This window comes from Methylobacterium sp. 13MFTsu3.1M2 (assembly GCF_900112625.1).
Taxonomy (GTDB): Bacteria; Pseudomonadota; Alphaproteobacteria; order Rhizobiales; family Beijerinckiaceae; genus Methylobacterium.
This window is the reverse complement of the sequence record NZ_FOMM01000005.1, coordinates 148,231-174,750: the sequence shown is the minus strand read 5'-3', so window position 1 is coordinate 174,750 and position 26,520 is coordinate 148,231. Positions and strand designations below refer to the sequence as shown.

At 73.4% G+C, this 26,520-nt stretch carries 26 protein-coding genes; 18 read left to right on the top strand and 8 right to left on the bottom strand.

Annotation, left to right across the window (positions count from 1 at the left end):
• Positions 1-32 precede the first annotated feature (32 nt).
• Genes BM314_RS05470 through BM314_RS05460 form a run of 3 tightly spaced genes read left to right on the top strand, consistent with a single transcriptional unit; the run spans position 33 to position 3,414 of the window.
• Positions 33-1,316 carry a glycosyltransferase gene (locus BM314_RS05470; protein ID WP_091977291.1) on the top strand — a complete coding sequence of 428 codons (1,284 nt, stop codon included), beginning with the start codon at positions 33-35 and terminating at the stop codon, positions 1,314-1,316.
• Complete coding sequence (locus tag BM314_RS05465) at positions 1,307-2,596, top strand: Bcr/CflA family efflux MFS transporter (RefSeq protein ID WP_091977289.1); 1,290 nt, start codon at positions 1,307-1,309, stop codon at positions 2,594-2,596. Before BM314_RS05470 ends, BM314_RS05465 begins: the two co-directional genes overlap by 10 nt.
• Entirely contained in the window at positions 2,557-3,414 is an 858-nt protein-coding gene (locus BM314_RS05460; protein ID WP_091977287.1) for an alpha/beta fold hydrolase, read from the top strand. Before BM314_RS05465 ends, BM314_RS05460 begins: the two co-directional genes overlap by 40 nt.
• 82 nt (positions 3,415-3,496) lie before the next feature.
• Here BM314_RS05460 and BM314_RS05455 read toward each other — a convergent pair whose 3' ends face one another.
• Complete coding sequence (locus BM314_RS05455; RefSeq protein ID WP_056532465.1) at positions 3,497-3,736, bottom strand: hypothetical protein; 240 nt, start codon at positions 3,734-3,736, stop codon at positions 3,497-3,499.
• Between the two features lie 244 nt (positions 3,737-3,980).
• Between BM314_RS05455 and BM314_RS05450 the strand changes: the two genes are divergently transcribed.
• The 4 genes from BM314_RS05450 (at position 3,981) to BM314_RS05435 (ending at position 8,365) form a co-directional block, all read left to right on the top strand.
• Positions 3,981-5,243, top strand: a complete 1,263-nt coding sequence (locus tag BM314_RS05450) for a cytochrome P450 (RefSeq protein WP_091977286.1) — start codon at positions 3,981-3,983, stop codon at positions 5,241-5,243.
• Between the two features lie 309 nt (positions 5,244-5,552).
• Positions 5,553-6,854 (top strand): glycosyltransferase, encoded by a 1,302-nt coding sequence (locus BM314_RS05445; protein ID WP_091925737.1) that lies wholly within the window; start codon positions 5,553-5,555, stop codon positions 6,852-6,854.
• A 300-nt stretch (positions 6,855-7,154) separates the two neighbouring features.
• Entirely contained in the window at positions 7,155-7,400 is a 246-nt protein-coding gene (locus tag BM314_RS05440; protein ID WP_020092197.1) for a hypothetical protein, read from the top strand.
• Between the two features lie 8 nt (positions 7,401-7,408).
• Entirely contained in the window at positions 7,409-8,365 is a 957-nt protein-coding gene (locus tag BM314_RS05435) for an adenylate/guanylate cyclase domain-containing protein (protein ID WP_091977284.1), read from the top strand.
• A 62-nt stretch (positions 8,366-8,427) separates the two neighbouring features.
• Here BM314_RS05435 and BM314_RS05430 read toward each other — a convergent pair whose 3' ends face one another.
• Complete coding sequence (locus BM314_RS05430; protein ID WP_091977282.1) at positions 8,428-10,032, bottom strand: ATP-binding cassette domain-containing protein; 1,605 nt, start codon at positions 10,030-10,032, stop codon at positions 8,428-8,430.
• A 237-nt stretch (positions 10,033-10,269) separates the two neighbouring features.
• Between BM314_RS05430 and BM314_RS05425 the strand changes: the two genes are divergently transcribed.
• The 8 genes from BM314_RS05425 to BM314_RS05390 all read left to right on the top strand — a co-directional run bounded on the left by BM314_RS05425 (position 10,270) and on the right by BM314_RS05390 (position 17,076).
• Positions 10,270-11,019 carry an SDR family oxidoreductase gene (locus BM314_RS05425; protein ID WP_091977280.1) on the top strand — a complete coding sequence of 250 codons (750 nt, stop codon included), beginning with the start codon at positions 10,270-10,272 and terminating at the stop codon, positions 11,017-11,019.
• 62 nt (positions 11,020-11,081) lie between these two features.
• On the top strand, positions 11,082-12,020 hold the full coding sequence (locus BM314_RS05420) for a sigma-70 family RNA polymerase sigma factor (protein ID WP_091977278.1): 939 nt from the start codon (positions 11,082-11,084) through the stop codon (positions 12,018-12,020).
• A gap of 86 nt (positions 12,021-12,106) precedes the next feature.
• Positions 12,107-12,604, top strand: coding sequence for a peptide deformylase (locus BM314_RS05415; RefSeq protein WP_091977276.1), 498 nt, complete (start codon positions 12,107-12,109; stop codon positions 12,602-12,604).
• A 129-nt stretch (positions 12,605-12,733) separates the two neighbouring features.
• Positions 12,734-13,501 (top strand): FkbM family methyltransferase, encoded by a 768-nt coding sequence (locus BM314_RS05410; RefSeq protein WP_091977274.1) that lies wholly within the window; start codon positions 12,734-12,736, stop codon positions 13,499-13,501.
• Between the two features lie 187 nt (positions 13,502-13,688).
• Positions 13,689-14,807 (top strand): sensor histidine kinase, encoded by a 1,119-nt coding sequence (locus tag BM314_RS05405; protein ID WP_091680433.1) that lies wholly within the window; start codon positions 13,689-13,691, stop codon positions 14,805-14,807.
• Positions 14,804-15,262: a response regulator gene (locus tag BM314_RS05400; RefSeq protein WP_091680327.1), complete on the top strand. Its 459-nt coding sequence runs from the start codon at positions 14,804-14,806 to the stop codon at positions 15,260-15,262. Before BM314_RS05405 ends, BM314_RS05400 begins: the two co-directional genes overlap by 4 nt.
• A 67-nt stretch (positions 15,263-15,329) precedes the next feature.
• The gene (locus BM314_RS05395) at positions 15,330-15,524 is read left to right on the top strand and encodes a helix-hairpin-helix domain-containing protein (RefSeq protein ID WP_091977272.1); all 195 of its coding nucleotides are present in this window, start codon (positions 15,330-15,332) and stop codon (positions 15,522-15,524) included.
• Positions 15,525-15,837: 313 nt separating this feature from the next.
• Positions 15,838-17,076, top strand: a complete 1,239-nt coding sequence (locus BM314_RS05390) for a KpsE/RkpR family capsule polysaccharide export protein (RefSeq protein WP_307188536.1) — start codon at positions 15,838-15,840, stop codon at positions 17,074-17,076.
• Positions 17,077-17,337: 261 nt separating this feature from the next.
• On the opposite strand, the gene BM314_RS05385 is transcribed toward BM314_RS05390, so the two are convergent.
• The 3 genes from BM314_RS05385 to BM314_RS05375 all read right to left on the bottom strand — a co-directional run bounded on the left by BM314_RS05385 (position 17,338) and on the right by BM314_RS05375 (position 22,635).
• Positions 17,338-20,061 (bottom strand): ATP-binding protein, encoded by a 2,724-nt coding sequence (locus BM314_RS05385; protein WP_091977270.1) that lies wholly within the window; start codon positions 20,059-20,061, stop codon positions 17,338-17,340.
• Between the two features lie 91 nt (positions 20,062-20,152).
• A complete protein-coding gene (locus BM314_RS05380) occupies positions 20,153-21,190 on the bottom strand; it encodes an HD-GYP domain-containing protein (protein ID WP_091977268.1) in 1,038 nt (345 codons plus the stop codon).
• Between the two features lie 53 nt (positions 21,191-21,243).
• On the bottom strand, positions 21,244-22,635 hold the full coding sequence (locus BM314_RS05375) for a TadE/TadG family type IV pilus assembly protein (protein ID WP_091977266.1): 1,392 nt from the start codon (positions 22,633-22,635) through the stop codon (positions 21,244-21,246).
• Between the two features lie 428 nt (positions 22,636-23,063).
• Between BM314_RS05375 and BM314_RS05370 the strand changes: the two genes are divergently transcribed.
• Positions 23,064-23,675, top strand: a complete 612-nt coding sequence (locus tag BM314_RS05370; protein ID WP_091680321.1) for a TadE/TadG family type IV pilus assembly protein — start codon at positions 23,064-23,066, stop codon at positions 23,673-23,675.
• Positions 23,669-24,256, top strand: coding sequence for a TadE/TadG family type IV pilus assembly protein (locus BM314_RS05365; RefSeq protein ID WP_056532499.1), 588 nt, complete (start codon positions 23,669-23,671; stop codon positions 24,254-24,256). The genes BM314_RS05370 and BM314_RS05365 overlap by 7 nt, the downstream gene beginning before the upstream one ends.
• Before the next feature lie 88 nt (positions 24,257-24,344).
• Here BM314_RS05365 and BM314_RS05360 read toward each other — a convergent pair whose 3' ends face one another.
• The gene (locus BM314_RS05360; protein ID WP_091977264.1) at positions 24,345-24,566 is read right to left on the bottom strand and encodes a hypothetical protein; all 222 of its coding nucleotides are present in this window, start codon (positions 24,564-24,566) and stop codon (positions 24,345-24,347) included.
• 455 nt (positions 24,567-25,021) lie between these two features.
• On the opposite strand from BM314_RS05360, the gene BM314_RS05355 reads away from it, so the two are divergent.
• Positions 25,022-25,189, top strand: a complete 168-nt coding sequence (locus tag BM314_RS05355; protein ID WP_244539848.1) for a hypothetical protein — start codon at positions 25,022-25,024, stop codon at positions 25,187-25,189.
• A 60-nt stretch (positions 25,190-25,249) separates the two neighbouring features.
• Here the strand turns inward: BM314_RS05355 and BM314_RS05350 are convergent, their stop codons facing one another.
• On the bottom strand, positions 25,250-25,645 hold the full coding sequence (locus BM314_RS05350; RefSeq protein WP_091680319.1) for an energy transducer TonB: 396 nt from the start codon (positions 25,643-25,645) through the stop codon (positions 25,250-25,252).
• 87 nt (positions 25,646-25,732) lie between these two features.
• The gene (locus BM314_RS05345; RefSeq protein WP_020092216.1) at positions 25,733-26,482 is read right to left on the bottom strand and encodes a sigma-70 family RNA polymerase sigma factor; all 750 of its coding nucleotides are present in this window, start codon (positions 26,480-26,482) and stop codon (positions 25,733-25,735) included.
• Between the last annotated feature and the right edge of the window lie 38 nt (positions 26,483-26,520).

Below are 26,520 nucleotides of genomic sequence, written 5' to 3'. Positions count from 1 at the left end.
TCTGCGCGCGATCATCTCGGGACATCCAGATCATGTCGCTCAACGTCCTCTGCATCTCGTGGGGCACCACCGGCAATCTCAGCCCCGTGCTCACGGCGGCCCGGCAGCTGCGCCGGGCGGGGCACCGCCCGCGCGTCATGGCCGACCCGGCGATGTGCGGGGAGGTCGAGGCGGCGGGCTTCCCGTTCGTCGGCTGGCGCCGCGCCCCGACCGGCCTCGACGCCGACCCGGCCGATTTCTCGGATCTCGCGGACTGGCTGCGGCGGACGATGTTCTCCCCGGCCGGCGCCTACGCGGCCGACACGCTCGACGAGATCCGCCGCCTCCCGACCGATGCCGTCCTGAGCCTCGACCTCCTGCCCGGCTGCGCCCTGGCGGCCGAGGCGGCCGACCTGCCGCACGCGGTCCTGTCGCCGCATATCAGCATCCGCCCGCTCCCCGGCATTCCGCCCGCCGCGAGCGGCCTGACGCCGCCGCGGACCGAGGCGGAGCGGGACGCGGTGGACGCGGCGACGGCTGCCATCGTGTCGGCGATGGAGCGGGGCCGGCCGGCGCTCAACGCCGCGCGGCGCGCCTTCGGGCTGCCGCCGGTCGCCAGCGCCTTCGCCCATTTCGATCGCGCCGACCGCGTCCTGCTGGCCGTCAGCCGCGCCTTCGACTTCGACACGCAGGCGCTGCCCGCCAATTACCGCTACATCGGCCCGCTGCTCGACGAGCCGGGCTGGTCCCGCGGGACGGGGCACGCGTGGTCCGGTACGGGACGGCGGCGGATCCTCGTCGCCGGCAGCACCGGCGCCCAGAACCAGACAGACCTGCTGCGGCGCGTCGCGCGCGCCGTCGGCGCGGTCGAGGCCGAGACCATCGTGACGACCGGACCGAATGTCGGGCCCGCGGACCTGGCCGCCCCCGCCGCCGTCCGGGTCGTGGCGGCCGCCTCCCACGACGCCCTCATGTCGCAGGCCGACCTGGTGGTGTGCCAGGGCGGTCACGGGACGGTCAGCCGCGCCCTGCTGCACGGTGCGCCGCTGCTGGTGATCCCCCTGGCCCGCGACCAGGCCGACAACGCCGCCCGCGTCGCCCTGCGCGGCGCCGGCCTGCGCCTTCCCGCCACGGCGGGCGAGGCCGAGATCGCCGCGGCGGCGCGCCGGCTCCTGGCGGAGCCGGGCTTCCGCAGGGCCGCCGCAGTTCTCGGGGCGGCCGTGCGGGCGGATCTCGACGCGGGCGGCCTCGTCCGCGAGATCGACGCGATGGTGGCGGCGCGCCGGGCCTCCGCGGACCGCGGCGGCGCCCCAGGCGGAGACCGGCTTTGGGCCTGATCCGCGCGCCCGCGCCGGCGCGGGCGCGCATCCGCCCCGGCTCGGCCGCCTTCTCGGCGCTCCTCGGGCTGCTGGCGGCGCTCCCGACCTTCGGGATCGACATGATCCTACCGAGCCTGTCAGACACGGCGACCGCGCTGCACGTCCCGGCCACCGCGATGGGCGCGGCCATGGGCGTCTACCTGCTCGGCTTCGGCGGCGCGCTGCTGGTCTACGGCCCGGTCTCGGACCGGCTGGGCCGCAAGCCGGCCATCGTCTGCGGCTGCCTCCTCCTCGTCGTGGGCAGCCTCGGCTGCGGCGCGGCGCGGACGCTGCCGGACTTCCTGCTGTTCCGGGCTCTCCAGGGGATCGGCGCGGCGGGACCCGGCATGGCGGTCCTCGCGATGGTCCGCGACCTGTTCGAGGGCGAGGCCGCGCGCGCCCGGATGTCCTTCGTCGTCCTCACCATCAACGTGGTGCCGATGGTGGCCCCGACCGTCGGTGCCGGGCTGATGGATCTCGGCGGCTGGCGCCTGATCCACGCCGCGCCGGTCGCCGCCGCCCTGGCGGCCCTGGTGGCGATCCGGCACATCGACGAGCCCCTGCAGCGGGCCGCGGGCCCCGGGCCGGCCTCGGGGATCCTGCGCGGCTACGGGCGGATCCTGGCGAGCCGGGTCTTCCTCGGCCACGCCCTGTGCAACGCCGCGGCCGCGGGGGCGGTCTTCGCCTACATCACCGGCTCGGCGCTGGTGTTCATCGACGCCCTCGGGCTCAGTCCGCTGGCCTACGGGCTGGTCTTCGGGGCCAGTTCCCTGTCGGTGATGGTCGGCGCCTTCCTGAACGGGCGGCTCGCGGCTCGGGGCGTCCCCCCGCCGCGGGTGATCGCCGCCGGCCTCGCCCTGGCGACCGGCGCGGCTTCCCTGCTCCTCGTCGCGGCGATCGCCCGGCCGCCCGCGGCCCTGCCGGTGGTCGCCGCGATGGTCGGCGTGGCCCTGGCCTTCGGCCTCGTCTCGCCCAACGCCGTGCACGGTGCGACGGAGCGCAACCCGGCGGCCGCGGGCGCGGCCAGCGCCGTCGCGGTCTTCCTGCAGATGCTCGCGGCGGCCGTCGCCAGCGATCTCGTCGCCCGGTTCTTCGACGGCCGGTCTGCCCTGTCGATGGCCGCCGTGATGCTCGGCTGCAGCCTCGCGGCCGCCGCCGCCCACGCGGGTCTCGCCCGGCCGGCGCCCCGCGCCCCCTCCCGACCCTACGGAGAACCCGCATGCTCTTCGATCCGCCCCCCTGGCAGCCCCTCCACCTGACGCGCGACGGCGGCCGGCTCGCCCATATCGAGGCCGGGCCGCTCACCCCCGAGGGGCAGCCGCTGCTGCTGATCAACGGCTGGACCGGCGACCACGGCATCTTCACGCCGCAGATCCGGCACTTCTCGCGGACGCGCCGCGTCGTGGCGGTCGACCTGCGCGGCCACGGCGCCAGCGACGCGCCGGAGCGCGACTACACGGTCGTGGGCTTCGCCGAGGACGTCGCGTGGCAGAGCCGGACGCTGGGCCTCGTGAAGCCGATCGTGATCGGCCACAGCTTCGGCGGCGCGGTGGCGCTGGAGCTGTGCGGCCGCCATCCCGACCTCGCCGCCGGCCTCGTCATGATCGACTCGATCGTCCTGCCGTCGGCGGACGCGGCGGGCGGCGCCGCGATCGAGGGGCTGCTGGCGGGCGTCGGCGGCGCGGATTACCGGTCCGTCGTGCGGGAGATGGCCTGGGCGATCGGCGGCGCCTACGACCACCCGGCCCGGCGGAAGGCGATCTTCGAGACCTTCATCCTCGGCCCCTGCCAGCGGACACCGCAGCACGTGGCCTACGCGGCGCTGCGCGACATGGTGCTGGCCCACGATCCCGTCCCGGCCGCGCGCGCCTGCCGGGTCCCGATGGCCTACATCTCGGCGGACGTACCGCTCGTGGCGGAGGCCCGCGACCTCGACCGGCTGCGGGAGCTCTGCCCGCAGCTCGTCACCGCCCAGACGCTGCTGGCGGGCCACTTCAACACGATCGAGGTGGCCGAGCAGGTGAACGCGATGATCGAGCGCTTCCTGGCGGTCGGCCTGCGGCCGCGCGCGCGGTAGCGGGACGCCGCGGGACCAACGCCTGTCAGGCGGGGCGGGACCCTCCGCGGAGGCCGTCCCGCGACCCGTCGCGCGGGGCGCGTCAGGACGCCCGGCCGGCCTCCGTCCGGTCGCCCAGGAGGCGCCGCGCCGACGAGATGACCTGGAGCGTCTGGGAGCTCAGCTGCTCCTGGCGCGCCCGCTGCTCGTACTGTCTCAGGCGGACGATCAGGCCGTCCTCGTCCGGGATCCCGTGGTCCATACCGCCGATCACGAAGTCCGTGATCGTCCGTCGGAGCAGCGTCTCGAAGACGTCGTCCGTATTCGCCAGCCCTGCAACCATGAGGACTTCTCCTTCTGCGAAGCGGCGCCCTTTTCGAAGGGTCAAGTTACGGCATGATTTCGGAACATCTCACACACCATCCGCGCGGTGACCGGCGTGCTCTTCCGCACAAGGCGGCCGCGGCGGCGACCGGGCCGCCGGCGCGCCGCATGTTATGGCTGTAATGTTCGACCCAGCTCCCGCAATCATCCTGTAGTCCGGGCTTCCGAGAGTTCTCGCGCAACACAGCAGCGAGAACGCACAGATGAATGCGACCGAAGATCTGACGCGACAGGCCGACCCGCCCGAAGCCCCGACCGGCACCCCGACCCGCGTCCCGACCGGCGTCCCGACGCTCACGGTGGCGGAGCTGGAGGCCGACCCGCACGGCGTCTACCGCGCCTGGCGGCCGCGGCTGCCCTTCGTCGGCCACGAGGTCGCGGGCGTCCTCGTCCTCCGCGCCCGCGACGTCGATCTGCTGATGCGCGACCCCCGCGCCCAAGCCACGGAGACGCTCTATCCGGAGTCGCGCGCGATCCCCGAGGGGGCGCTGTTCGACATCTTCGCGCACGGCATGCTCACGGCCAACGGCGCGGTCCACCGCCGGCGCCGCTCGCCCTTCACCCGCACCTTCGCGGCGCGCCTGATCGAGGGCCTTCGGCCCCGGATCCGCGTCGCCGCGGAGGGCCTCGTCCGCGACTGGCTGGGGGACGGGGAGGTCGACCTCGTCGCGCGCTACACCGCGCAGATCCCGGCCCAGGTCATCGCCGACATCCTCGGCCTGCCGCGCGACGACATCCCGCGGTTCATGCACCTCGCCTACGAGGTCTCCCGGGTGCTGAGCTTCACCTTCGGACCGGAGGACATCCCCGATCTGGAGGCGGCGGCGGTCGCGCTGCAGGACTACGTGGCCGGGATCCTCGCCGCGCGCCGGTCGGCGCCCCGCGCCGATTTCCTGTCGCGCTTCCTCGCGGAGACCGAGGCGGCCGGCGAGCTCACGCAGCAGGAGGTGGTGATCCAGCTCGTGCAGATGATCATCGGCGGCACCGACACGACCCGGGTCGCCGGCGCCATGCAGGTGGCGCTGCTGCTGCAGCATCCCGAGCAGTGGGCGGCGGTCAGCCGCGATCCCGACCTGATCCCGGCCGCGGTGGCGGAGTCGCTCCGCTACGAGCCGAGCGCCGGCTCCGCCGGCCGGGTTGCCCGGGAGGACATTCCCCTCGACGGGCACGTCGTGCCGGCCGGAAGCCTGATGCTGCTCTCGACGCTGTCGGCGATGCGGGACGAGACGGTCTACGCGCGTCCCGACACGTTCGACATCCGGCGCACCGACCTCCCGCGCCTCCACCCGGTCTTCGGCGGCGGCGCACACCGGTGCATCGGCGAGGCCCTGGCGCGGGTCGAGCTGGAGGAGGGACTGGGCGCCGTGCTGCGCCTCGCCCCGCGCCTGCGCCTGACCGGCGCGATGCCGGTCCTCCGCGGCCACAGCGGCATCCGCCGCATCGACGCGCTGCGGGTCGCCGCCTAGCGCCGTTCCCGACCGGATAGGGACGGCGGCGCTCGCCGAGCCCTTCGCCGCGCGTAGCGAGGTCCTCTCTCCCGCACGGGCGAGGGGGCCAGGGCGCGGCTGCCTCGACAGGATCGCCGCCCCTCCGGACCGCTGCGACCCTGTCGCGCCGTCTCCCGCGCGTCCGACGCGCGCCCGTTGCAGCCGTAGCCGCTTCGGCCCCGCGCCGCAGCGACGCCGTAACGGACCGCCCCCAGCCTCGCTCCCGGACGCCCCGGCGATCGCGCCGCGATCGCGGCGCCCTCACGCCCCCCACGGAAAGGACAAGCGATGAAGGTCCTCCTCTGCTCGACGCCCGCCACGGGCCATCTCAATCCCCTCCTCGCCATCGCCCACATGCTGATCGCGGACGGCCACGAGGTCATGGTCCTCTCGGGCTCGGCCTTCCGCGACCGCATCGTGGCGGCCGGCGCCCGCTTCATGGCGCTGCCGGGCGCGGCGGATTTCGACGGCCGCGACCTCCGCGCGGTCGTGCCCGAACTGGCCGAGATCGCGCCGGGACCGGACTGGCTGCGCGTCGCCATGGAGCGCGTGTTCGTCGACCGCATCCCCGACCAGGCGCGCGGCCTGCGCGCGGCGCTCCGGGCCTTCCCGGCCTCGCTGGTGATCGGCGACGACATGTTCTTCGGCGCCCTGCCGCTGCTGCTGGGGCCGCGCGCGGAGCGCCCCGCCATCGTCCTGTGCGGCACGTCGATCCTGCACTGCGCGCGGCCCGACCGGGCTCCGGCCTTCCTGGGCCTCCCGCCGGCCGAGACGCCCGAGCAGGAGGCCGCCTACGGCCGCATCGCAGAGGCCTACGAGGCGGCGGTCGACCGGCCGGTCGGGCTGAGCCTCGCCGCCAAGCTGGCGGAACTCGGCCGGGCCGCCCCGCCCTGGCCGCTGTTCGACGCGGTGGTCCGGCTCGCCGACACCTACCTGCAGCTGACCGTCCCCAGTTTCGAGTACCCGTTCCCGCTGCCGCCGACGGTGCGCTTCATCGGGGCGCTGCCGATCGTCCCGGGGCAGGCGGCGCTCCCGCCCTGGGCGGGCGACCTCGACGGCGCGCGCAAGGTCGTGCTGGTCACGCAGGGCACGGTCGCGAACCACGATTTCGGCCTGCTCGTCGGCCCCGCCCTCCGGGCGCTGGCCGATGAGCCCGACATCCTGACCGTGGTGACGGGCGGCGGCCGGGGGCTCGACGCGATCCCCGGCCCGATCCCGGCCAACGCGCGGCTCTCGCCCTACCTGCCCTTCGAGTGGCTGCTGCCCCGGGTCGACGCCATGGTGACCAACGGCGGCTACGGGAGCGTGAACCAGGCCCTGAGCCACGGGATCCCCCTCGTCGCCGCCGGCCTCACCGAGGACAAGGCCGACGTGAACGCCCGCATCGCGTGGTCGGGGGCCGGGATCGACCTCGCCGCGAACGACCCGACGCCGGAGGCGATCCGGAAGGCGGTGCGGACCGTGCTCGACGCGCCCGGCCATCGCCGGGAGGCGCGACGCCTCGCCGCCGAGTTCGCCGCCTACGACGCGAAGGCCGAGATCCTGCGGCTCCTGTCCAGCCACGGCGGCCGCGCGCGCAGCGCCGCCTGAGCGTCCGCCGCACCTGGCGTGGGACCGTCCCGGGACCGTCCCGGCGGGGACGGCCCCCGCATCCGCGCCCATCACGGCACCCGGTCCGGCGGACCGGGTGCCGTTCGCGTGTCGGGGCGACCATTGGGGCGACTGTCGGGGCGACGAGCCCGGACCCGGGTCACGACCGTCCCGGCAACGATCCCGCGCCCGTCCGTCGTTCGCGCCGCATGTCTGCTGTCATTGTTTTCCGATCCGCCGAAATCGCGGTGAAAGATCGGATTTTTACTTCGGACGCTCCACCACGAGGAGCATGAGATCATGATCTCACACCGCACACGGGCCGCCGCAGCCACCGCGCTCGGGACGATGCTGACAGTCCTGGCGGCCCCGACCGCCGCGCCGGCGCAGCCGGTCCCGCGCTTCGCGCAGCCCGACGTCCCGAGCGTCGCGGCGATCGCCCGGGCACGCCCGTTCCGGACGGATCTAGACCTCCGCTCCCCCGCCGTGGAGCGGGAGCATTCCCGGGCGCAGCGCATCATCGCCCGCGTCTGCTCGCGCTGCTGATGCCCGCGATGGCGCTGCGGGAGCCCCGCGCGGACACGGCGGACGCCTGTTCCGGGCTCGCTGGCGGTGTCGGGCGACGGGCGCGGGCCGTTCCCCTCCGCCGACACCTCGCCGTCGCGGCGGCGGGGCGCGGCCGGCTCCTCGCCGCGGCGCCGCTGCCGCTGCTCCTGGCGCTCGCGGCCACGACGACGCCCGAGCCCGTCACGGTCGGGCTCGGCGGGCTCGCCCTGGCATGGCTCTCGCTGCGGGTGCAGCGCCTGCGCGGCGCCGCGTGCGCCGCGACGCGGCAGCGGAACAACCTCGCGCGCCTGACCGCGCCGACGGTCGCCCGATGGGTCGCCGAGACGGATCGCGCCGCCCGGCGCCCCGGCTGGGAGCAGGAGGCGACGGTGCTCTTCGCCGACATCCGCGGCTTCACCCGCCTCTGCGAGGGCATGGCGCCCGGCGAGGTCGCGGCGTTCCTCGCCGCGTTCCGGTCCCGCGCCGCGCGGGCGATCGAGGCGGCGGGCGGCTTCGTCGACAAGTTCGTCGGCGACGAGGTGATGGCGGTGTTCGGCGTGCCGGACGCGGCGCCCGGGGATGCCGGTCGCGCCGTCGCGGCGGCCCGCGCGCTCGCGGCCGCGATGGCGACCTGGAGCCGGGAGCGCGGGCAGGCCGGCCTGCCACCGGTGCGGGTCGGCATCGGGCTGCATCGCGGCCCGGTCTTCATCGGCGTCATCGGGGCGGAGCGGGTCGAGTTCACGGCAGTCGGCGACACCGTCAACGTGGCCCGTCGGCTGGAACAGATGACCCGCGCGCTGCCCTGCGACTGCCTCGCCTCCGAGGCGGTCGTCCGGGCGGCGCCGTCCGGCGGGGCGCGGATCGTCGCCGTCGGGCCCGTGCGCGGCGGCCGCACCGTCCTGCGCCTGTTCACCCTCCGGCTCGATCCGGCCGGGACGCGTGCGGACCGAACCGACGCCTCCTGAAGACCCGGCGGGGCAGGGGGCGGCGACCGCGTCCCGTCCCGCCGCCGTTCCGGATGCCGCCCTCAGGCGCGGGGCCGGTCGGCGAGGTCGTCGAGGTCGATGCGCCGGGTGATCCCCAACGCGTCCAGGAAGGCCGCGTCGTGGCTGACGACGAGGAGCGCGCCGTCATAGGCCGCCAACCCGGCCTCGAGGGCCTCGACCGCGTCCAGGTCGAGGTGGTTGGTCGGCTCGTCGAGGATCAGGAGGGGCGGGGGCGCGCGGTTGCCGAGCACGCAGGCGAGGGCGGTCCGGACCCGCTCGCCGCCGCTCAGCGCCGCGACGGGGCGGTCCGCGGCCGCCGCCCGGAACTGGAACCGCGCCAGCGCCGCCCGGCAGCCGTTCGCGTCCTCCTCCGGGTTGAGACGCGCGAAGTTCTCCGCCACGGTCCGGTCGCGATCGAGGAGGTCGAGGCGCTGGTCGAGCAGCGCGGCGCGCACCCCGACCGAGACGCGGCCCGACCACGGGCTGAGGCGGCCGGCGACCAGCGCGAGCAGGGTCGACTTGCCCGAGCCGTTCCGCCCGCAGAGGGCGACGCGCTCCGGACCCGTGACCGCGAGGGACACGTCCCGCAGGACCGGCTGACCCGTCCGGTAGCCGACCGTCACGTCGGTGAGCGCGAGGACGCGCCGGTCGGCGTGGAGCCCGCTCGGCGGGAGCGCGATCGCGGCCGGCTTCACCGCCGCGATCCGGTCCCGGGCCTCCGCCAGATCGGCCTCGGCGCCGGCGCGCTGGCGCTCGGTGAGGCGTGCGCTCCCGCCCGCCGTCCGCTCCGCGTTGTCCCGGCGAACCCCGGCCAGGATCCGGGGCAGGTCGCCCTTCGCGGAGCGGCGGTGCCCGGCCGCGTCGCGGCGCTGCTGGCGCTCGACGCGCTCCTGCGCCCGGCGGTCGAGGTCCGTCGTCCGCTTCTCGGCGACCGCGAGGTCGTGCTCGGCCGCGGCGAGACGCGTCGCCTTAGCCTGCCGGAAGGCGTCGAAATTGCCCCGGTAGCGGGTCGCCTCCGCCGGCGCGAGGTCCACGATCGCGTCCATCGCGTCGAGCAGGGCCCGGTCGTGGCTGACCACGATCGCGCCGGCGCGCCATCCCTGCAGAAGTTCCAGGACCGCCCGCCGCCCGTCGCGATCGAGGTCGTTGGTCGGCTCGTCGAGGAGCAGGAAATCCGGCGCGGCGAAGATCGCCGCCGCCAGCGCCGCGCGGGCGCGCTGCCCACCGGAGAGGCGCCAGAGCGGCGTGTCGGGCCCCACCGCCACGCCCATCCGCGCCAGCGCGCCCGTCAGGCGCTCCGCGAGCGTCCAGTCGGCGACGGCGAGCTCGTCGGCCTCCGCCGCACCGGCCTCCGCGCGGCGGAGCAGCGCCAGGCCCGCCGTCGCGCCGAACAGGTCGGCGACGGTCTCGTCGGCGGTCGGGCCCGCGAACTGGCGCAGCAGGGCGACCGTGCCGTCGCGGTGGACGCTGCCGCCCGTCGGCGCGAGGCGGCCCGCCAGGAGGTTCAGGAGCGTGCTCTTGCCGGCGCCGTTGCGGCCGACGATGCCGGTCCGCTCCTGCCCGAAGCTGGCGGTGATGCCGGAGAGGACGGCGCGCCCGTCAGGCGCGGTCCACGCGAGGTTCAGGAGGGAGAGCTGTGCTGGCATGCGGAGAGACGGTCCTGGCGGCAAGGCGGGGCGGCGTTGCAGTCAGGGTCAGTCTCATCGGCGTCTCGGCTCCGGCGGGGGGCCTCCGTAGCGCCGGTCGCGGCCTCTCGCAACGCCGCGGCCGTCGCTTTTTGCGGCGGGATGTCACAAACCGGGATGCTGCATCGTCCTGTCGCCGACCGGGACGCCGGAGCGGCAGGGTGCCCCTCGGCCCGGTCCGCGCGGGAGACAGACGTCATGAAGATCGTGGTGATCGGCGGCAGCGGGTTGATCGGCCGGCATCTGACGGCCGAGCTGGAGCGCGCGGGCCATGAGGCCGTCCCCGCCTCCCCGAGCACGGGCGTCGACGCCGTGACCGGCGCCGGCTTGGCCCAGGTTCTCGTCGGCGCCGACACCGTGGTCGATGTGGCCAACGCGCCCTCCTTCGAGGAGGCGGCGGTGCGCGACTTCTTCGAGCGCTCGAGCCGCAACCTCCTCGCCGCCGGCCGGCAGGCGGGCGTCAAGCACCACGTCGCCCTCTCGATCGTCGGCGCGGACCGCGCGGACGGCAACGGCTACTTCCGGGCGAAGGTCGCGCAGGAGCGGCTGATCGCGGCCTCGGGCCTTCCCTACACCATCGTCCGCGCCACCCAGTTCTTCGAGTTCGTCGCGACGATCGCCGAAGCCTACGCGGTCGGGGAGCAGATCCTCGTACCGGACGCGGATTTCCAGCCCGTCGCGGCGGCGGACGTGGCCGCGGCGCTCGCCGCGGTGGCCGTCGGCGCGCCCGCCGACGGGACGATCGACGTCGCGGGGCCGGAGCGGCTGCCGTTCCGGGCGTTCGTCGCCCGGCGCGTGGCGGCCGCCGGCGACGGCCGCGCGGTGACGGTCGACGCCGCGGCCCGCTACTTCGGTGCCGCGCTGGCGCGAGGCTCCCTGGTCCCCGACGACGCGGCCGCGGCCCGCCTCGGGGATACGCGCTTCGAGACCTGGCTCGCGACGGCATGACGGGACCCGACCTTCCCCGCGGGCGGGCTCCGCCCCGACGGGATCAGGCCTCCGGTCCGGTCATGCCGCCGGGGCACGGGGACGGGACCGCCGCCTTCGAGGCCCACCGTCCCCGGCTCCTGCGCATCGCCTACCGCATGCTCGGCTCGCGCAGCGAGGCCGAGGACGTCGTGCAGGACGCTTGGCTGCGCTGGGTCGCGGCGGACCGGAGCGGGGTCGCGGCGCCCGACCGGTTCCTCGCGCGCGTCGTGACGCGCCTCTGCCTCGACCAGATCAAGTCGGCGCGCGCGCGCCGGGAGAGCTATATCGGCCCCTGGCTGCCGGAACCGCTGATCGAGCCGCTGGTCGAGCCGGGGGCGGACGGCGTGGACGAGGACGACCTCACGCTGACGCTGATGCTCGCGCTCGAGCGGCTGTCTCCCTTGGAACGCGCGGCCTTCCTGCTCCACGACGTGTTCGGCCTGCCGCTCGGCGACGTCGCGGAGACGCTCGGGCGGGCGGCGCCGGCCGTGCGCCAGCTCGCGGCGCGCGCGCGCCGGAACGTCCGGGCCGCGCGCCCGCGCTTTCCCGTGACCCGCGACGAGGGCGAGCGCGTCGCCCGGGCGTTCTTCGACGCCTCCGCGAGCGGCGATGTCGCGGGGCTGCGGACGCTGCTCGCCGACCGCGTGACGCTCGCCTCGGACGGCGGCGGCAAGGTGCTCGCCTTCGTCAACCCGATCCGGGGGCTCGAGCGCCTGCTCCGGCTCTACGTGGGCGCGCGGCGCAAGTGGGGCGACGGCCGGGCGGCGCTGATCGGGTTCGTGTGGATCGACGGGCTTCCGGGCTATGTCACCCGCGAGCGCGGCGGCCTCCTGCAGACGACGGCCCTCGCGATCGAGAACGGCCGGATCGACGCCATCTACATCACGCGCAATCCCGACAAGCTCCACCACGTCGCGCGCGCCGTCGCGGCCGGCCCGGGACCCGGCGACGCGGCCGGGCCTGCGGCGCGCCGGTCTTGACGATCCGCCCCGCGGCGCGGCTTGCATGGCGCGCGGCGGGCCCTCGCGGCGCCGCTGGTGAAACGACCCACGCGGACTGATCAACCATGCCGGCGCGCCCGCTCGTCCTGTTTCCCGATCCCCGCCTGACGCGCCCGGCCGAACCGGTCGACGCGTTCGACGCGGCCCTGCGGGCCCTCGCCGACGACGTCCGGGACACGCTCATGGCCGAGAGCGCCATCGGCCTGACCGCCCCGCATATCGGCGTCCCCGCGCGCCTCGTGGTGGTGCGGATGTCGCCGGACGAGAGCGCCCGCGTCTACGTGAACCCTGTCGTGTCCTGGGCGTCCCCCGACTCGGAGGTCCACGACGAGGGCAGCGTCAGCATGCCGGGGGTGCGCGAGCGGGTCACCCGGGCCGCCCGCATCCGCCTGAGCTACCGCGACCTCGACGGATCCGCCCACGAGGAGGAGACCGAGGGCTTCCCGGCCGCGGTCCTCCAGCACGAGATCGACCAGCTCGACGGCGTGTTCTGGATCGCCCGCCTGTCGCGCCTGAAGCGCGAGCGATTGCTGAAGCGGTTCGGGAAGGGCCGGCCCGCCTGATCCGGTCGGGGCTCGCGGCGGGCGTCGGCACCCCGCCGCGGCGCGCTGGCAGAGCTGGCACGGGGCGGGCTACCATGGGCGCGACCTCGCCGACCCTCCGGGCTCGCCTCCTCTGAACGGACCCTGCGCATGCATCCTGCCGTCGCCGCCGCCAACGCGTTCAGGGCGGTTCATGACGCCGGTCAGGTCCCGGACTACGAGCGCATCCTGCGGCAGGGCTACAGCCGCTTCCTCGCTCCGGGGGATGTCGTCGTCGACGTCGGCGCCCATACCGGGCTCCACCTCGTCGCGTTCGTCGACATCGTCGGCCCGACCGGCAAGGTCCACGCCTTCGAGCCGATCCCGTTCCTGATGAAGGATCTGGTGGGGCGTTTCGGCCGACGACCCGAGGTCGAGCTGCACGACGTCGCCCTCTCCGACGCGGCGGGGCGCACCGATTTCACGGTCGCGAGCGTGCCCGGCGAGAGCGGGCTCCTCGCCAGCTACTTCAGCAGTCCCGCCATCACGTCCAAGACCATCAAGGTCAGGACGGAGAGGCTCGATACCGCCCTCAGTCACGTCCCCGCGGTGGCCTACATCAAGATGGACATCGAGGGCGGGGAGTTGAACGCTCTGAGCGGCGCGGCCCAGCTCCTCCGGCGATGCCGCCCGATCGTCAGCGTGGAGTACGGCTGGGCCGGCTACTCCGCCTACGGGCACGCGCAGGATTCCCTCTACCGGTTCGCCGAGAGCCACGGCTACATCTGCGCGGACATCACCGGAAACCTGATCGACGATGTGAGCACGTGGCTCGCGGTCAGCGACTACGTGACGTGGGATTTCTTCCTCGTCCCGCAGGAGCGTCGAGCCGACTGGGCCGCCCTGTTCGCGCGCCGCCCGGAGCCCGGACCCGCGTGATATGGACCCGGGCGGAACGGCGCGGCCGGACCGTCCGCGCGGCGGAACAACGGCTCCGCATGGTGCGTTGCACGCTCCCACCTCTAGGCCGTCCGGCGCGGCCAGCCACCCACCGTGCCCAGTCCCGAAGGTCCACCAGGATCGCGCGCAGGGTATCTCAGATCAACCCGCGTGAAGGGTCGTGACCGTGCCGAACTCGCGGCAGCCGTTTCAATCCTCGTCCGCCGCCAGCGCGCCGCTGGCGAGCCTGCGGCGTGGGTCGGGCCAGCTCTTCGAGAGCGAGCGTCGCCTCAACGCGGTCCTCGACAACGCCTCGGTGTCCATCTTCCTGATGGATGACCGCCAGCACTGCATCTACATGAACCGCGCCGCCGAGCAGTTGACCGGCTGGACGCTGCGGGAAGTCCTCGCCCGCGATTGCCCGCTGCACGACATCGTCCACCACACCTACCCGGACGGAAGGCCCTTCCCGCTGGAGGAGTGCGCGATCGACCGCGCCTTCCCGGAGAACAATCAGGAGCGCGGCGAGGAGGTGTTCGTGCACAGGGACGGGCATTTCTTCCCCGTGGCGTTCACTGCCAGCCCGATCCGCGACGACGCGACCAACATCATCGGGACGATCATCGAGGTCCGCGACATCAGCGAGGAGAAGGCGGCCGCCGAGCGCCAACGCCTGCTGATCAACGAGCTCAATCACCGGGTGAAGAACACTCTCGCCACGGTGCAGTCGATCGCCGCGCAGACCTTCCGCGGGCAGACGGACCAGACGACGCGCGCCGTCTTCGACGCCCGGATGGCGGCCCTGTCCAACGCCCACAACGTGCTGGTCGAGGACAATTGGGAGAGCGCCAGCCTGCGCGGCGTGGTCGAGCGCGCGCTCGCCCCCCACCTTTTGGCAGAGGTCGATGCCGGCCGCTTCCGGTTACAAGGGCCGGACGCGCGACTGCACCCTAAGGTGGCAGTGACGCTGGCAATGGCCCTCCACGAGTTGATGACCAACGCGGCAAAGTACGGCGCCCTGTCGACGCCCGAGGGCGGGGTCGCGGTGACCTGGTCCCTTCACGATCGCGATGACGGCCGTCAGCAGCTCGACCTGCTCTGGGAGGAGCGGGGTGGCCCGCCAGTCACGCCCCCGACCCGGAAGGGGTTCGGCTCACGGCTTATCGAGCGGCAATTGCCGCTGGAGTTCGACGGCAGCGCGGCGATCACCTTCGCGCCGGCGGGCGCGACCTGCCAGATGCGGATCCCGCTGACCCGGCTCGGCTGGATCGGCCAGGAGGCGGTCGAAGGGCCGCGCGCGCCATGACGCCGCTCGCCGGACGCCGGGTCCTGCTGGTCGAGGACGAGAGCCTCGTCGCCATGCTCGCCGAGGACATGCTGCTCGACCTGGGCTGCGAGGTCGTGGTGGCGATGCGCCTCGAGCAGGCCCTGGCCCATGCCCGGACCGAGGCGTTCGATCTGGCGGTGCTCGACGTGAATCTCGGCGAGGCGCGCAGCTACCCGGTCGCCGACCTGCTGCTGGCGCGCGATACGCCGTTCCTGTTCGCCACCGGGTACGGGCAGCACGGCCTGGACGCCGCCTATCAGGCGGTTCCGGTGCTCCAGAAGCCCTACCAGGCGGCGCCGCTCGAGCATCTTCTGCTGCGCCTGTTGAGCCGTGAGGGGCCGAACCGCACGGGCCCGACCGGCCTGCCACCCGCCTGCCGCTGTCGGGCGTCCGAGCCCGCCCACGGGCAGTTCCGCGCCGATCCGATCCGCTGAGGCGCCCGGGCCGGCGCGGGACCGGAGCGACCGAGTACGGCGCCGACCGGCGCGGAAGGGCACCACCGTGATCGATCTCAACACGGCGACGGCCGAGGAGCTGGACAGCGTTCCGGCACTCAAGGGCCACGGCTTCGAGATCGTGCGCTACCGGGAGGAGCGCGGCCGGTTCACCAGCCTGCGGCAGCTCGACGAGGTGCCGGGCCTCAGCGGCAAGACCGACGGTGTCGCCGATCAGGTCACGATCGCGGACAATCCTTAGCGCCGGTCCCAACCGGTCCGGCGCGGATCTCGGTCAGGCCCGAGATCCGTCGGAAGAGGTCTGCTCTCGCGGAGCGCCCGGTCGGGGATCAGGTCCGTCCGGACGAGGCACATCCGGACCCAGCGGCTCCACGGCGCGCTCCACCTCGAAGCGTCCTGCCCCTCCCAAAACGCTCTCCGGCACGGGGGAGTGGGCACGGCGCGGCTGACATGCTTTCGCCGCCTGTCCGTGTGATGGGCTGCGCGAGCGGCGTGAAAGCCGCGCGGGTCGACGACGCCCGCGCAAGCCCGAGCTTCGAGAAGCAACGATGGACATGCAGGTCGAGAAAGCCCAGGGCCGGCCTCTGAAAGGCATCGACCGGAACAAGGTGATCGCGCAGTCGCTGCGGCAGTTCGCGCGCCTCCCGGGCCTGCCCGACACCAAGAAGGGCGTGCGCTCGTACCAGAGCCACGTCAAAAGCGACCCCTGGCTGCCGCTCCTGTTCGTCGTCTGCTTCGTCCTGCCGACCCTGGCCGCCGGGATCTACTACGGGCTGATCGCCTCCGACCGCTACGTCACCGAGGCGCGGTTCGCGATCCGGCCGACCATCGGCACCGCCGACAAGGCGACGCCCGACACGGTCGGCACGAATGCCGGTGTGATCAAGGCGACCGTCGCCCAGGAAACGCTCATCGCGCAGGAATACATCCACAGCCGGCCCATGGTCGAAGCGGTCGCGGCGGAACTCCCGATCCGCGCGTGGTTCGGTCGGGACGACATCGACATGTTCTCCCGCTTCAACCCGGAGAAGCCGGTCGAGAAGTTCCTGCGGTACTGGCGCCGCCGGGTCGACGTCGACGTCGAATCGGCGTCCGGCATCATGTCGCTGACCGTCGAGGCCTTCGATCCCGACGAGTCGCTCGCCATCACCAAGGCGGTCATGACGGATACGGAGCGGATGCTGAACGACCTCAGCCTGCCGTCCCGGAAGGACGCCCTCGACGTGAGCACGCGCGTCCTGAAGCTCGCGGAGGAGCGCGAGGCCAAGGCCAACGCCGCCCTGAACGAGCTGCGCAACCGCGAGGGCGTGCTCGACGTCATCAAGTCGAACACCGCCACCATCAAGTCGGTCTCGGAACTGCGGGAGACGCGCACCAAGCTCGCCGTCCAGCTGGCGGTGCTCCAGCGGGACCTCGGCCCGCAATCCCGCAGCATCGTCGACCTGAAGCAGCAGATCGGCGATCTCGACGCGAACATCGCGCGGGTCCAGCAGCAGCTGGCCGGCACCGCGCCGACCGAGAAGCGGCGCCTCTCGGACGCGCTCACGCGGTTCGAGGATCTCGAGCACGAGCGCGAGAATGCCGAGAAGTATCACCGCGACGTGCAGCTGGCCTATGACCGGGCCCGCATCGTGGCCCAGCAGCAGGTCGTGGCCCTGGTGCCGATCGTCGAGCCCATCAAGGCCGGATCCTCGACCGAGCCGCGCCGCATCCTGATGACGAGCATCATCACCGCCGGCGCCGCCGTGCTGTTCGCGGCCGCGATGTTCACCCGCCGCATGCTCATCACCTGATCCCGAGCCGGGTCGGCGCGCGGACGCGGTCGGGACGGTCCGCGGCCCGCCGGCAGCGCCGACGAAAAAGCCCGCCGCGGCGAACCGGGCGGGCTGAGGGAGTGCTTGGGAGGAAGCGCAACCGTACGGCGGACCCTTCTGGCATACCAGATGCCGAATCGCAGGGCAGGTCTGCGAAATCGGGCGGTCTCCCGATGGAATACTTTTCCTGAACGCCTCAATAGGCCGGGCCGACGGCCGCCGGGGTCGCCCGCGACGATCCTAGGCGGCCGCCGCCCGGGACCGCGTCCGCTCCTCGAGGCCGCGGATCGTCGCGGCGAGCAGGCTGTCCAGGGCGTCGCACGCGTCCGCCCGCTCGACGCAGGCCGCGTTCCGCGCGTCCTCCTCGATGACGCGCAGCCGCGCCACGAGGACGCGCGCGCCGACATTCGCGCTCATCGACTTGAGGCTGTGCGCGGCCCGGGCGATCGCCGGCTGGTCGGAGGCGGCGAGGGCGGCTCTCAGACCGGCGAGCGCCACCGGACCCTGCGCCCGATACAGGTCGAGGACGCGGTCGAGGAAGGCGCCATCTCCGAGGCCGAGCAGCCCGTCGATCACCTCGGCGTCGATGAGGTCGTCGGCGGCGTTCGCGACGGCCGGCGCGGCGAGCGGAGCGACCGGGGCCGGCGTCACGGTATGCGCGGCGGCGGCAGCCGGCGCGACGCGGAGCGCCGGGACCTGCGCCTGCAGCAGGTCGGCGAGTTGCCGCAGCGTGAAGGGCTTCAGGAGCGTCCCGTCCATGCCGGCCGCCGCCGCGGCGTCGGCGGCCTCGCCGAGGACGTGCGCCGTGAGGGCGACGATCGGGACGCGCCCGCCGGTGGCCGCCTCGCGCTGCCGGATCCACCGCGCGGCCGCGAAGCCGTCCAGGACCGGCATGCTGCCGTCCATCAGGATCAGGTCGAAGCGTTGCGTCTCGGCGGCCGCCACTGCCGCGGCCCCGTCCTCGACGGTCACGACATCGGTCACGCCGCAGCGGGCCAGCGCCTCGAGGGCCACCTCGCGGTTGACCGCGCTGTCGTCGGCGACGAGCACCCGCGCGGCCGGGAATCGCGGGAGCGCCTCGTCCGTGCCGGCGGGCGAGGTCGGGGAGGCGGCCGCGGCGAGGGCGTCGCCCGCGGCCAGCGCCGCCAGGACGGGCTGCCACTCCGCCTGGGTCACCGGCCAGCGCAGCACCGCGTCGGCGAGACCGGCGCGGAGCGCCGCGTCGGCCGCGCCGTCGCCCGGTCCCGCGACCGCGAGCACCCGCACGGCCCGGTCCGGCCGGCGGCCCGCCGCCACGAGGGCGGCCGCGTCGCCGATCCAGTGGTCGGCGGCGCTCCCCGGCGCGACCGGCGCGAAGCCGGCCGCGCGCAGGCCGGCCGCGAGGGCGGCGCGGGTGGCGGGACCGGCCGTGTCGAGCGCGATCGCGGCCGGCACCGCGTCGCGGCGCCGGACCGGGCAGGCCGGCTCGGCGACGGTCAGGGGGATGCGCGCCGAGAAGGTCGAGCCGGCGCCGACGCGGCTCGTCACCGCCACGGTGCCGCCCATCGCGGCGGCGATCTGCTGGGCGATCGAGAGCCCGAGGCCGGTGCCGCCGAACCGGCGGGTCGTCGACTGGTCGGCCTGCGAGAAGGCCGAGAAGATCGTCGCCAGCTTGTCCTGCGGGATGCCGATCCCGGTGTCGGAGACGGCGATCACGAGGCACCCGTCGGCGGCATCGACCGTCATCCGGACGGCGACGTGGCCGGCCTGGGTGAACTTCAGCGCGTTCGACACGAAGTTGCTCAGCACCTGCCCGAGGCGGACCGGGTCGCCGAGGATCGCCCGCGGCACCTCCGGCCCGACCTCGGCCGCGAGGTCGAGCCCGGCCGTCCGGGCCCGCTCGGCGAAGAGCGTCACCGCGGTGTCGGCGAGTTCGGCGGGGCTCACGGGCACGCGCTCGAGCTCGAGCTTGCCCGCCTCGACCTTCGCGAAGTCGAGGATGTCGTTGATGATCGCCAGGAGCGACCGGCCGGACCGGGCGATGACCTCGGCGTAGCGGCGCTGGCGCGCCGGCAGGTCGGACCCCGCCAGCAGCTCGGCCATGACCAGGACGCCGTTCATCGGGGTCCGGATCTCGTGGCTCATCGTGGCCAGGAAGGCCGATTTGGCGGCGTTGGCGGCGTCGGCGGCCTGCTTGGCCTCGCTCAGGTCGGACGTCCGGGCGCTGACCTCCGCCTCGAGGTGGGCGCTGTGGGCGGCGAGGCGGTGATCGCGCTCGTTCACCGCGGAGAGCAGGTCGTTGAAGGTCCGCGCCAGCGCGCCGACCTCGTCGTCGCCGCCCACGGGCGCGCGCTGCGCGTAGTCGTGGCGCAGGCGGACCGCCTCCATGGTGCGGGCGAGGGCGGCGAGCGGGCGCGTGACGCTGCGCTGCAGGTAGAGCGACACGCCGACGCCGATCGCGACGGCGAGCAGCGCCGCCAGCGCGGCGTTCTGCGCGGCGGCCCAGAGATGGCCGAGGATGTCGTCGGTCTCGCCGATCAGCACGACCCGGCCGACCGGGACCCCGTTCTCCACGATCGGCGCGGTCGCCTGGAGGCTGCGGGTGGCGAGCAGGTGCAGGAGCGACAGGTCCGCGCCGTCCTGGGCGGCGTCCCGGGTCAGGCGCAGGCCGATCCCCTGCTCGGCGAGTACGGACCCGTCCGGACGCTCGATCGCCCCGTAGACGATGGACGGCACCTTGCCGATCGCCCGCAGCGACGCGTCCGCCCCGTCGGCGTCGCCCGCCGCGGTGGCCCGGGCGCCGCCATGCGCGAAGACCTGCGCGACGGCCTCCAGCGCCGCCTGCTTGTCGGCGGCGTAGCGGGCGACCTCGCGCCAGACCGACAGGGCTGCCGCCAGGACGAGCGCCGCCGTGACGGCGCCGGTCACCGCCAGAGCCAGCCGGCCCGCCAGGGAGCGCCTCGGCCTCAGCCACGCGAGATGCACGCTCGGCTCCTTCAGGTGGCCCGGTCGGGCCCGATCGCGGGGGGGGAGGGGACGGGGAGGGGCGGTAAGGGCGACGGTACCGGGGAGCGGATCAGGCGGCGGCGCGCAGGCAGGTCCGCGCCACCGCGTCCCAGCCCGCGAGGAACGCCTCGACGCAGCGCGGGTCGAAGTGGCGGCCGGCTTGGTCCGCCACGAAGGCCCGCGCCCGCTCGAGCGGCCAGGCCGCCTTGTAGGGCCGCTCGGTCACCAGGGCGTCGAACACGTCCGCCACAGCCACGATGCGGCCCGAGAGCGGGATCCCCTCACCGCGCAGGCCCTTCGGGTAGCCGGTGCCGTCCCAGCGCTCGTGGTGGCTCTCGGCGATCTCGGCGGCGAGCCGCACGACGTCGGAGGTGCTGCCCTCCAGGATCCGCCGGCCGCGCTCGGCGTGCTTCTCCATCTCGGCGCGCTCCTCGGCGGAGAGCGGTCCGGGCTTGAGCAGGATCGCGTCGGGCACGCCGATCTTGCCGACGTCGTGCATCGTGGAGGCGAGCTTCAGGATCCGGATCTCCTCCGGGCCGAAGCCGAGGTTCCGGGCGATGACGCCCACGTAGCCGGCCACCCGGGCGATGTGGTCGCCGGTATCGGTGTCGCGGTGCTCGGCGGCCCGCATCAGCAGGGCGATGATCTCGCGCTCCCGCGCCTCGATGACGGCGACCGCCGCCGCGACCTCGCGGGCGAGCCACGCGGCCCGGTCCTGCTCCTGCCGGTGGGCCGCGCTGATCTTCATCAGGTTGGTGATGCGGGCCTGGATCTCCACGGGATCGCAGGGCTTGCCGAGGAAGTCGGTCGCGCCCGCGCGCAGGGCCTCGTGGCGCAGGCTGCGCTGGTCGAGGCTCGTCACCATCACGATCGGCACGTGCGCGAAGCCCGGGACCGCCCGCGCCGCCGCGATCACCTCGAGGCCCGTCAGGCCGGGCATGTCGTAGTCGGTGACGACGATCCCGATCCGGTCGACATGCGCCCGCAGGAAGTCGATCGCCGTCACGGGACACGTGAAGGCGACCGGCTCGCAGTCGGCCACGGGCTTGAGCGCCTGCATGATCAGCAGGTTGTTCATCTCGGAATCGTCGAGGATCAGCGCGAGCACCGTGTCACTCCCAGGCGACGAGTAGTCGACGCAGGATCCGCATCGCGTCCTCCCTACTGGGACAGCAGCAGCTTGCCCGAGAGGGGTCCGACCCCCTTCGGCACCGGCACGCTGGTCCCGTCGTAATTCGCGTTCAGATAGAGGTTCGGGCCCTGGTACAGGTTGACCTGCTGGGCCACGATCACCGTGTAGGCCGACTGGTCCGCGACGGGCTTGTCGGCGTCGATCACGACGCGGCCGGCCGGCAGGTAGAGCGTCCCCAGCATGGTCCGCGCGTTGTCGCTGATGATGCGGTAGGTCCGCATGGGCTTGGTCGCCGCCAGCGGCGGCGGGGTCGGCGACGGTGGCGGCGGCCCGGGCAGCAGCGGCGTGACGATCTGGTCCACCAGGCCGGCGAGGATCGCCGCGGGGTCGACGGGATCGCTGACCGTGCGCTCTTCCATCATCAGCAGGCCGGCCATGGGGCCGGTGGTCGGCGCCGACAGGCTGACCGTGGTCTTCTTGTCGAAGAGCAGACCGCCCTTGTTGCCGGTGAAGTAGAAGGCGACGTCGGTCCCCGTCATGGCGGCATTCTTGTCGACGATGAGCGGGCCGTCCTTCATCACGTAGATGCCGGCGCGCAGCGTCACGGAGGCGTTCTTGGTGATGTACAGGCCGCCGCAATAGGTGCCCGGATCGAGGGTGACGCTCTGGTCGACGATGTTGCCGGAGGTGTCGCGCTTGCTGTTCGCCGAGGACGGGATCGCCGTGCACGCGCCGACCGGCGGCGCTGCCCGGTCCTTCAGGGGGTCCTGGATCGGAGGGCAACCCGTCTGCGGCGGCGGCGCGAAATTCGCGCGGGCGCCGTCGAAGCCGCCCGCCGTGCAGATCGTCTGCGCCCGGGCATAGGCGCTGTCCTTGCCGACCATGCCGCGCGGGCTCTGCGAGTTGCTGTAGAGCGAGCAATCCTGGGCGGTCACCTCGGCGCTCTTCTCCAGCTCGAACGCGCCGGCGGCGAGCGGGTCCAGCGTCAGGAGGCACAGGCGCATCTTGCCGACGACGCGGACCGTCGAGCGGACCGAGACCTTGACGGTGGGCACCCCGACGAAGCCGCCGAAAGCGAGCTTGACGGTCTCGTCGACCGTCGTGGCGACGCTGGTCTTGTCGTCCGCCACGTCGACCCGGAGGGCGTAGGGACTCTCGGGCCGCGGCGCCGCCTGGGCGTGGACCGTGTCGACCACGATGCTCTTGGCCGCCGCCGAGGTCGAGACGGCGAGCTTGAGGTAGTTGCCGGCCGCGAGGACTCCGGCATCGGCCGCGTTCTGGAGCTGGCTGCGCCGCGAGGCGAGGCGGGCGTAATCGATGCCGCCCCCGGTCAGGCCGAGCAGCACCACGGCGCTCAGGCCGAAGGTCAGGGCGACCGAGCCCGACCGGTCCGTCAGGGCCCGCGGGCCGGCGCGGAGCACTCTCCAGAACAGGGAAATGGACGCGTCTCCCAGGGCGGGACCGGATCGGCGGCTGCGGCGGCACCGGCCACCGAACCGTTGGCCTAAGGCACAGCTCCTAAAAATCCGTGGCGTCCGAGCACCGCGAAGCTATCGCCACGCGATAGTGCCGCCTTTAGCTGTGAACAACTTCTATATGCGGCCGCACAATGCCCGGCACCGTCTCGACGACTGATCGCCTCACCGGCCTGCCGCCGGATGAACACAACAGCACACAACCTCAGGGTGAATTTGCGTCCTCATCACAGATCGCGGCCGCAAAATCTTGCTGAACCCGCAATTTCTACCCAGATTTGAACCGTTTTTAAACGGCCTCATCATAGGGTTATTTCCGTCCGCGCCTCTACGGCCGGACGGCGGCAGGCACGGACCTGCAGAGTTCGTTTGGCATGATGGGCATCTTTCGGCGCGTCGCGACCGTCCGCCGTCCGGGCGGGACCGAGGGCCGCGCCGGCACGGCCGGACGCGTCCGACGGTTCGCCGGCCACCGGACCGGCGCCTCAGCGGTAGAGTTCGCGCTCCTGGCCGCGCCGTTCCTGGCTCTCCTGGGCGTCGTGGCGGAATCCGGCGTCATCGCCATCGAGCAGCAGACGCTGGATATCGCGGTCGACCGGAGCGTCCGGCAGCTGCGAACCGGCACCTTCCAGGACGGCTCCGACGGCAGCGATCCGAGCGAGCGCCTCCGCAGGATCGTCTGCACCGGCCCCTCGGCGCTGTTCCCCTGCGCCGACCTGCGCCTCGACGTCTCCCGGACGCCCTCGTTCTCGACCTCGCAGCCGGCGGAGCCGTTCGACAAGACCACGAAGACCTGGACGCCGGGCTTCGGCCAGCGCTTCGAGTGCCCGCAGGGCGGCGACACCGTCACGGTCCGGGTCGCCGTGCCGGTGATGCGGCTGTTCCAGATGCTGGATTTCACCGGCCGGATCATGGCCGACAAGACTCAGCTGCTGGTCACGACCGAGATCTTCCGGGCCGAGGATTACGAGCCCAAGCCGTGCTGAGCGGTCGCCTGCGCGCCCGCCTGATCCGCCTGATCGGCGACCGGGAGGGCGTGAGCGCGATCGAGTTCAGCGTGATCGCCCCGATCCTGCTGCTGATCCTGATGGGGTCGATCGAGCTGCCCCGCGCCTACATGATCGGGAAGCGGCTCGACAACGCGGCGGCCACGATGGCGGACCTGATCTCGCGCGGCAGCTACGCCGACCTCAAGCCGGTCTTCGCCGCGACGAGCGCGATCTCCAACCCCTACGACGTGAGCCGGGCGAGCATCGTGCTCACGGCGGCGGGCACCTACAGCGACGGCAGCTCGGCGGCGACCAAGGTCTGCTCGAGCGCCGAGTCCAACGGACAGGCCCGCACGGCGGGCTCCTCGCTCGGCGCACCGCCCGCCGGAATGACCCGGAACGGCGACCGCTTCGTCGTGTCGGAAGTCACGATGACCTACCACCCGATCTTCCCGGTCCTCTCGAACCTGACGCGGTGGACCTTCCGGTACAAGAAGATCTGGCCGGTGCGCGGCGGCGAGATCTACAACGGGCAGAGCGAGGTGGTTCTGCCCGGGGGAAAACCCTGCCCGGCCTGACGGGTAGGCTGACGCTTCGTACCGGCCCGGCTTTGCGGCCGGCGCCACCGGATGACCCGGTGACGCCGGATCGCGGACACGCCCCGCCTCAGCGAGCCGGGACCGCGGTGGCGACGACCCGGCGCGAGGCCGGGCTCGCCGGGACGAGACGCGGCGTCGTGGCCAGCTCGGTGGCCGGCCGCACGGCGGCCGTGGGACGGGCCTGCTCGCGATAGAGCGGCGGGGTCAGCGCGATGCTCTCGTCGGCGCGGGCGGCCCCGATCATCGGAACGGCAGCGAGGGCGGCGAGAACGATGGTGCGAACGGTCATGATCTGAAGTCCTCTCGTTGTCCGGGGCGTGCCCGGCTTCGAGGAGATATCTACGCTGCAGAGCAACATGATCCAAACAGATGCAATCGATTTCAATTATCGATCTTGTCAATGATGGATCGCCGGTGAAACTGCCGGTCGGCGCCGCCGTCTGCCTGGTTCGCATTCTGCATCCCCGGCCCGCCGAGCGGCCGGCGCGGAGTGGAGGCGTTGCTGGACTCGGACCGTGACCGGGTCGTCCTATGACGGACGGCCCCAGCGGACGGGCCGAGTTAATGCAAAATTAAAACCCCCCCCCGAATGTCGGGCGCGCGGTCGAAAATCTTCGAAATACCAGAGGTTTAGCGCATAAAATTTTATCTGTTCGCGCGGAAGGAGACGGCCCGTTGCTGGTTGCGGCCCTGCTTTTCGCGGTGGGCATATGGGAGGGCTGGCGGTATCGAGCATCGGTTCTGATGGCCAGCTCGATGCTGGTCACCCTCGGGTGGCTGGCCCTCTCGATCTTCGTCTGGGCCCAGTTCGACGCCGAGAAGGTGCTGCTGCTCTTCGCCTACCTCACCGCTCTCCAGGCCGGCTATCTCGTCGGGGCCTATATCGGCGCCGATACCGGCCCGAGCCGCTGACCGGTCCGGCGACGCCGCCGGGATTGAGGTCCGGCCGGCAGACGCATACTCGGCGCGGGCTCAGTGGCCGAGCGCGACCGGGATGCTGAGATCGACGATCCCGTCCACACCCAGGAGTGCGGCGGGCGGCGCGGGCGCCGGACTGATCCCCTGCACGGCGCGGAGCGCCCGTTGATCGAGCTTCGCCGAGCCCGAGCTCTCCTCGATCTCCGCGCCTTGAACCGCACCGTCCGCGGCGATCTGCACGTGGACGACCACGGTTCCGCGGCCGCGGCCCGGTCCCGGCCGCGTCCCGGCGCGGTCCGCGGCATCGATCCGCGTGACCAGGTCGGAGAGCCAAGCCCGCGCGGCGGGTCCCGGTGCGGTCCGCGCCGCCACCGCCGCCGACGAAAGGGCGAGGCCGAACACGACGGCAGCGGCGATCACGGCGCGCGGCAGCATGGGGAGCGGCGACATGGGGAACGGCGGCTCCTCGAGCCCGGGATCGGGGATCGACCCTACGCGCAGAGGCGGGTCCCTAGCGACCCCGTCCGCCGGTCGCCGTCACGAGACAGCGGTGGATTTCCGGCCCTTCGGTCCCGCGGCGGCCAGCATGATGTCGTCGCTGCCGACCTCGAGGCCGGTGTAGCCCAGCATCTCGGCGAGCTGTGTCCGGGCCCGCCAGACCCGGCTCTTCACCGTGCCGATGCGGCACTGCATGACGGCGGCGGTCTCCTCGTAAGTGAGGTTCTCGATCGCCACGAGCACCAGCGCCTGCCGCATCGGCGGCGCCAGGCGGTCGAGGGCGGCCTGGACGTCGCTCAGGTCGAGATGGCCGCCCTGCTCGGGCAGCGAGACCATCCGCTCCGCCTGCGCGCCGTCCTCGTCCTGCACCTCGCGCCCACGCTTGCGGTGCTCGTTGTAGAACTGGTTGCGCATGATGGTGAACAGCCACGCTTCCAGGTTCGTGCCCGGCGCGAAGCTCGCGCGCGAGCGCCAGGCCCGGAGGAGCGTGTTCTGCAGGAGGTCGTCGGCACCGACATGGCTGCGCAGGAGCGAGCGGGCGAAGCGCTGCAGGTTCGGCACCAGGGAGAGGAGCGAGGCCTGGAACGCCTTCTCGCGCCCGTCCTGCGCCCGGCCGAAGGCGCCGTCGAGCAGCCTCAGCAGTTCGGCGAAGCGATCCGCGATGGTCGGCTCGACGTTGTCCTGCGCGTAGGTCGCAGCGAGCAGATGGCCGAGGTGATACTGCACGCTGTCGGGGAGCCGGGGGCCCTGCGCGTCGATTGTATCAGCGTCGAGCGAGAGTTCGAGCATGATAGCCGATCACCTGAAGGGTACGAAAAATCGCGTGG